Below are 7,176 nucleotides of genomic sequence, written 5' to 3'. Positions count from 1 at the left end.
TCATACGCGAAGGCACACCCAGTGGGTTCAGACAGAAGTCAACTGGCGTACCGTCCGCGAGGAACGGCATGTCTTCCATAGGTACAACCTTGGAGATAACACCTTTGTTCCCGTGACGACCGGCCATTTTATCACCCGGCTGAAGCTTTCGCTTCACGGCGATGAAGACTTTAACCATCTTCATCACACCTGGTGGCAGATCGTCGCCACGACGGACTTTCTCAACTTTGTCCTCAAAACGGTGCTCAAGCGCACGTTTCTGGATCTCGTACTGCTCGTTCAGGGCCTCAACAACCTGCGCATCAGCTTCTTCTGCCAATGCCAGCTGCCACCACTGACCGCGGCTCATCGACGCCAGCAACTCTTCGGAGATCTCAGAGTTGGCTTTCACGCCTTTAGGGCCTTTCACGGCCACTTTGCCAAGCACCATGCCTTTGAGACGGGCGTAGATGTTGCGGTCCAGGATCGCCAGTTCGTCATCGCGGTCACGCGCCAGACGTTCGATCTCTTCACGCTCGATCTGCAGCGCACGTTCGTCTTTTTCCACACCGTGGCGGTTAAAGACGCGTACTTCCACAACCGTACCAAAGTCACCCGGCTTCACACGCAACGAGGTGTCACGTACGTCAGAGGCTTTCTCACCAAAGATGGCGCGCAGAAGCTTTTCTTCCGGCGTCATTGGGCTTTCGCCTTTTGGTGTGATCTTACCTACCAGAATGTCGCCCGGCTCCACGTCCGCACCGATGTACACGATGCCAGCCTCGTCGAGGTTGCGCAGCGCTTCTTCACCGACGTTTGGAATGTCGCGGGTGATTTCTTCTGGACCAAGCTTGGTGTCACGTGCGGCAACTTCGAATTCTTCGATGTGAACCGAAGTAAACACGTCGTCACGCGCGATGCGCTCGGAGATCAGGATGGAGTCTTCGTAGTTGTAGCCGTTCCAAGGCATAAACGCGACAACCACGTTTTTACCCAGAGCCAATTCACCAATGTCGGTCGACGGGCCATCTGCGATAACTTCGGCTTTGGACACTGTGTCACCCACCTTCACCAGCGGACGCTGGTTGATGCAGGTGTTTTGGTTGGAGCGCTGGAATTTGCGCAGACGGTAGATGTCCACACCCGCGTCGCCCAGTTCCAGATCAGAGGTCGCACGCACAACGATACGCTGCGCGTCCACTTGGTCGATGATGCCTGCGCGTTTGGCCTGAATGGCCGCGCCGGAGTCGATCGCCACTTTTTCCTCAATGCCGGTACCAACCAGCGGCGCTTCTGCGCGCAGCAAGGGAACCGCCTGACGTTGCATGTTCGAGCCCATCAAGGCCCGGTTCGCATCGTCGTTTTCGAGGAACGGAATGAGCGAGGCCGCAACCGATACCAGCTGTTTTGGGCTGACGTCGATCAGGTCCACGTTTTCTGAAGCGGCCAGCGTGTATTCGCCAGACTGACGGGTGTTCACAAACTCATTTACGAACTTGCCGTTTTCGTCGAGCGAGGCGTTGGCCTGCGCCACAGTGTGACGCTGCTCTTCGGTCGCGGACATGTAGTTCACCTCATCGGTGACCACGCCGTTCTCAACCTTGCGATACGGTGTTTCGATGAAGCCGTATTTGTTCACGCGGGCAAAGGTGGCCAGCGAGTTGATCAGACCAATGTTTGGCCCTTCCGGCGTTTCAATCGGGCACATACGACCATAGTGGGTCGCGTGCACGTCGCGCACTTCAAAGCCGGCACGCTCACGGGTCAGACCACCTGGTCCAAGCGCGGAGAGACGACGCTTGTGCGTCACTTCAGACAGCGGGTTGGTTTGGTCCATGAACTGCGACAGCTGCGAAGAGCCGAAGAATTCACGTACCGCAGCAGCCGCTGGTTTTGCGTTGATCAGATCCTGCGGCATGACCGTGTCGATCTCAACAGAGCTCATACGCTCTTTGATCGCACGCTCCATACGCAGCAGACCCACACGGTACTGGTTTTCCATCAGTTCGCCAACGGAGCGCACACGACGGTTGCCGAGGTGGTCGATGTCGTCGATGTCGCCCTTGCCGTCACGCAGTTCCACCAGCGCTTTGATGCAGGACACGATGTCCTCTTTGCGCAGGGTGCGCAGGGTGTCAGGTGCATCCAAAGCCAGACGCATGTTCATCTTCACACGGCCAACCGCAGACAGGTCGTAACGCTCAGAATCAAAGAACAATGTGTCAAACAGGTTGGACGCAGCATCAACGGTGGGTGGCTCACCCGGACGCATCACACGGTAGATGTCCATAAGCGCGGTGTCGCGGCCCATGTTCTTGTCTGCCGCCATGGTGTTGCGCATGTAAGGGCCAACATTGACGTTGTCGATGTCCAGAACCGGGATGTCGGTGAAGCCGGCATCAACCAGATCTTTCACGGTACCGCCGATCAAGTCGCCGTCTTTGTCATACTCCAGTGTCAGCTCATCGCCAGCTTCCACATAGATCGCACCGGTTTCCTCGTTGATGAGGTCCTGGGAGACGAACTTGCCAACGATGTGCTCAAACGGCACCAGCAGATCGGTGATCTTGCCGTCGTCGATGATCTTCTTTACGGCACGTGGTGTGATTTTCTTGCCAGCTTCGGCAATCACTTCGCCGGTGGCGGCGTCGATCAGATCCTGTGTTGGACGGGTGCCGCGTACGCGCTCTGGGAAGAACTTGGTGACCCAACCTTTGCTCTTGTCCAGCTTGAAGTTCACGGTGTCGTAGTAGGCATCCATGATGGCTTCCTGGTCCAGACCCAATGCATACAGCAGGGTGGTCACAGGTAGCTTACGACGGCGGTCGATACGTGCGTATACGATGTCTTTGGCGTCAAACTCAAAGTCCAACCAGCTGCCGCGATATGGGATGATGCGGCAGGCAAACAACAGTTTGCCGGAGGAGTGGGTTTTGCCTTTGTCGTGGTCAAAGAACACGCCAGGGGAGCGGTGCATCTGAGACACGATCACACGCTCGGTGCCGTTCACAACAAACGTACCGTTCTGCGTCATCAGAGGCATGTCGCCCATGAAGACGTCTTGCTCTTTGATGTCTTTGACCGACTTGGCGCCAGTGTCTTCGTCCACATCAAATACGATCAGACGCAGAGTGACCTTGAGCGGCGCGCTGTAGGTCATGTCGCGCTGCTGACATTCCTCAACGTCGTACTTCGGCTTTTCCAGCTCGTAGTTGACGAATTCCAGCACAGAGGTTTCGTTGAAATCCTTGATCGGGAAAACCGATTGGAACACGCCTTTGATACCCTCACCATCGGTGGGGATTTCAAGATCGCCAGATTTCAAGAACAGATCATAAGAAGATTTCTGAACCTCAATCAGGTTCGGCATCTCTAGAACTTCACGGATTTTACCGTAGTATTTACGTAGACGTTTCTGGCCAAGGAAGCTTTGAGCCATGGTCAATGTCACCTTTCGATTCATCATCAACAACATACCGTCGGGCCCCGGCACGTCGCGTCAGTGACGGCGTGGATCAGATCCATTCTCGACCCCGTCCCACCGGGGTCTCTCGATCAAAATCCTGCCTTGGAAAACCTCTTGCTGCGCACCTTGCGCCACCCAAGAGGCTTACCAAGCCGGGGTTTTTACCTGTATTTCAAGGTCTTATATTGATTGTGTCGTCTTTTGAAAGTGTGGGGTGTGACCCCAGAACAGCGCCGCCTTATCCAATAAATCCGCAAAGGACAAAAGCGGCCCCGAATCGCTCGAAACCGCAAGAGATTACCGAATATTGAATCAAGCGTGTCTTTGCAACCCCTTAGGGCTTGACAATCGCCTAATCAGCCAACGCCTCTTTCGGAGGCCGGCGCCTTGGTCGGGCACGGTTCTATTTGCGCCGCCGAGGAATTTTCACAATACTCCACCACAAAACAAGCAACAACAAGAGACCACATTTAAGATGACAGTCATTATTGCTGGCGGCGGCATCGCCGGATTAACCATGGGCCTGACGCTACATGAAATCGGCGTGCCGTTTCATATTCTGGAAAGTGTCACCGACCCCAAACCCCTTGGCGTTGGCATAAACCTGCAACCGCCCTGCGTGCGCGAGCTGTTTGCGCTTGGCCTTGAGGACATGCTGGAACAGGTCGGCGTAAAAACCCGCGACTACGGGTTTTATACCAAAACAGGTGTGGAAATCTGGACCGAGCCGCGCGGCCGTCATGCTGGTTACAACTGGCCGCAATATTCGGTACACCGGGGGGAGCTGCAAATGGGTCTGCTCAACGCACTGATCCAGCGCTGCGGCGCAGACAGCATTTCCTTTGGCTGTCGTGTGACAGGCTACACCACCACTGAGACTGGCGTGACTGCGACTTACCAGCAAGGCGCTGCAACCAAATCCCTCTCCGGCACCCTGCTGGTCGCGGCCGACGGCGTGCATTCCGCCATTCGAGCGCAAATGTATCCAAGTGAAGGGGCACCTGTCTGGGGCGGCGCAATTATGTGGCGTGGCACAACTACAGCCCCCGCCTTTTTGAGCGGCACCTCCATGATCTTGGCTGGTAATGACACCCAGCGCTTTGTGACTTACCCGATCTCCGCGCCAGATCCAGAAACCGGCGACACATTGATCAATTGGATTGCGGAGGCCACGGTTGATCCAAATGCGCGGGTCGAAAAGGAAGACTGGAACCGCAAAGTCGATGCCAGCCGATTTGCCGGTGACTTTGCCAATTGGAATTTTGGCTGGATCAACATTCCGGACCTGATTGCCAACGCCAACGAGGTATTTGAGTACCCGATGGTGGATCGCGAACCTGTCGACAGTTGGACCGACGGCGTGGTCACCTTAATCGGCGACGCCGCCCATGCCACCTACCCGGTTGGCTCCAGCGGAGCGAGCCAGGCCATCATTGACGCCCGCCTGCTCGGCGCAGCGATCAAGGAAAATGGCACAGGTCACACCGCCGCCAAGGTCTATGAAGATCAAGTGCGCCCGATGGCAAACGCCATCACGCTGGCCAATCGCGGCAATGGTGGCCCGGACGCGATTATGCAAATGGCCGAAGACCGCTGCACTGGCGACTTTGCTCGCCTGGATGACGTGCTACCCATGCAAGAGCGTCGTGATCATGCCGAAAGCTTCAAGAAGCTGGCGCGGATTCGGGTCGAAGACACCAACACGCAGGCGCCGTTCATCGCGTAACGCCCTGCCTAATACCCCGCAGGCGCCCCGAGAAGGACGCCTGCCCCACAGTGGAAATGTGCGAAGACCCATTCCCCTTGCATCCGCGCAGTCTCCCGCCACTTCTCGCCCGCATTCGTGCGCACACTAGACCGAGTGCGCTGTTTTCGTGCAGGCTCAGTTTGGTTGGTATTGGCAGATCACATTTGGGAGCCCGCATTTTGTTTTTAACCTCGTCCCTACGCAATGTTGGCCTATCCGCGCTGGTCGTCGCAACACTCTCCGCACCGCTCGCGGCTGCCAATTCTTCAACGGACATTCCGAAATGGCTCAACAAACACGTGGGCACAGATGACGGTAAAATCGCCCCTGTGGTGCTGCAGCGCGCCCGCGCCCTGTATCAGGAAAAGCGGCGCACTGGGGGCATCAAAAACGACTGCTACTTTGCCATGGATGCAACGCGCCCCAGTACGGCGTCAAACGGCAGCGCCCTGCCCCGGTTTTACGTAATCTGCGAGAAAGCCAAGACATTCAAAGCCGTGTCCTCCGGCTATGGCAATGGCCGCAAGTTGGCCAAAGCGAATTTTTCCAACGGCCGGCAATGCGCCCGCAACTTCAGCAACGCCGAAGGCTCCAAACTCACCTCAGGTGGCGCCTATGTCACCGCCGAGTCCCGCACATCCTTTAAGGGGTACTACCAAAGCGGATCCGGCAAAAAACCCTTCCTGCGCACCTTCCTGCTGTTTGACGGCGAGGGCGAAACCAGCAACGCCCGCGAGCGCGCCATCGGCGGGCACCGCGCCATGTTTTTGCGGTGGCAATGTCGCATGGAAAAACCGCAGAGCACCCATGCAGATGCCGACGGCTTTGTGCCGTTTGGCAAACTTGTAGAGTACACCTCCGGGCGCAGTAATGGTTGCACAACCTGGTCCAAACCCGCGACCCAGGACATCCTCAAGATTGCCGACGGCAACCCAACGACGCTCTACATCTACCCATCCTCAAAAGACATCAACGCTGTGGCCAAGGCAATCCAGCGCGGAAAATCGCCACAGCAGGCGGGGCACTATTGGAATGCGGGCTGCCTCAAAACCATCGGCGTCCCGAAGTTCTGGCCCAAGAAGACCCTGCAGCCGATCATCAACGAATGGCGGGACTCGCTGCCAAAACAGCCGCCGCTTGAGCTGCCGCTTTGCAAGTAGAAGTGCAAAAACCGAAGTCGGCGGATGTCACGGCTTCCACCGCACGATTTTCAGCTTATCGCTAATCATTTCAAATTTCACCTTTAAGGAGTATTGCAACCACGATTTCGCCCCAGTTGCGCGTCACTTTTACGGGAACGCGACGAAGGAGGCGATCACATGGCCCAAACGGACTACATTCGCAAAGCGCAAATCAAAAGCCTTACGACCAATGACACTCGCCAGCCTCCTGTAGAGCCCGTGCGCGCTCGCAAAAAATCAGAAAAGGTGTATCTGGCCCTCGAGCACCTCGAACGCATAGGCATCACAGGATCTCAAGCCTACGGTCCTCTGGCAAAAACACTTCTAGCAATTGGCCTCCCAACCAAGCCGATGTACTTTCGAAGCATGATTGGCATGTTTATTTGGACGTGGCTCATCCTAAGCGTCAATCTGATTGGAACAGCCTGGATTTGCCTATCCATCAAAGTGGTGCCAGGACCGGTTGCCACATTGATTGAAGCCGGACCGGGATTCTTTGTTGTTCTGGTGTCCGTGCTTTCGCTGGCAGGCAGCATAATGTTCAAACTGCCCTCTTGGCAGGGCCGACTTCCTCACTGGAAAGACCTGTAAGAGCAAGCCGACAATTTCTTTTACTACGAAGTGCCCAAACCACACATAGCTTATTCCCAAACAAAAACAGGCGCCCCCAAAGGGACGCCTGCAATAACTCGACGGTAAGTCGAATTACTTAACTTCGACTTCCGCGCCAGCTGCTTCCAGCTTGCCCTTAACGTCTTCAGCTTCGTCTTTCGACACGCCTTCTTTGATCTTGCCGCCAGCTT

Annotated in this window: 5 protein-coding genes; 3 read left to right on the top strand and 2 right to left on the bottom strand. The window is 56.0% G+C overall.

The genetic code is table 11. The features are described 5' to 3' along the window. The coding region (rpoB, locus tag QZ517_RS19140) for a DNA-directed RNA polymerase subunit beta (protein WP_294230337.1) at positions 1 to 3,418 on the bottom strand (3,418 nt) is incomplete at its 3' end. A gap of 502 nt (positions 3,419 to 3,920) precedes the next feature. Between rpoB and QZ517_RS19135 the strand changes: the two genes are divergently transcribed. The 3 genes from QZ517_RS19135 to QZ517_RS19125 all read left to right on the top strand — a co-directional run bounded on the left by QZ517_RS19135 (position 3,921) and on the right by QZ517_RS19125 (position 6,964). Continuing rightward, positions 3,921 to 5,171 carry a flavin-dependent oxidoreductase gene (locus tag QZ517_RS19135; protein ID WP_294230335.1) on the top strand — a complete coding sequence of 417 codons (1,251 nt, stop codon included), beginning with the start codon at positions 3,921 to 3,923 and terminating at the stop codon, positions 5,169 to 5,171. Positions 5,172 to 5,371: 200 nt separating this feature from the next. Further along, positions 5,372 to 6,352, top strand: coding sequence for a murein L,D-transpeptidase catalytic domain family protein (locus QZ517_RS19130; protein ID WP_294230332.1), 981 nt, complete (start codon positions 5,372 to 5,374; stop codon positions 6,350 to 6,352). Between the two features lie 159 nt (positions 6,353 to 6,511). Beyond that, positions 6,512 to 6,964 (top strand): DUF6404 family protein, encoded by a 453-nt coding sequence (locus QZ517_RS19125; RefSeq protein WP_294230329.1) that lies wholly within the window; start codon positions 6,512 to 6,514, stop codon positions 6,962 to 6,964. 114 nt (positions 6,965 to 7,078) lie between these two features. Here QZ517_RS19125 and QZ517_RS19120 read toward each other — a convergent pair. Continuing rightward, positions 7,079 to 7,176: ribosomal protein L7/L12 (locus QZ517_RS19120; RefSeq protein ID WP_294230340.1), on the bottom strand; the 98-nt coding region annotated here is incomplete at its 5' end.

Origin of the sequence: uncultured Shimia sp., assembly GCF_913054185.1 — a bacterium.
Classification (GTDB): Bacteria; Pseudomonadota; Alphaproteobacteria; order Rhodobacterales; family Rhodobacteraceae; genus Shimia.
Note: the sequence above shows the minus strand (reverse complement) of the source record. Positions and strands in the feature narration are given on the sequence as shown.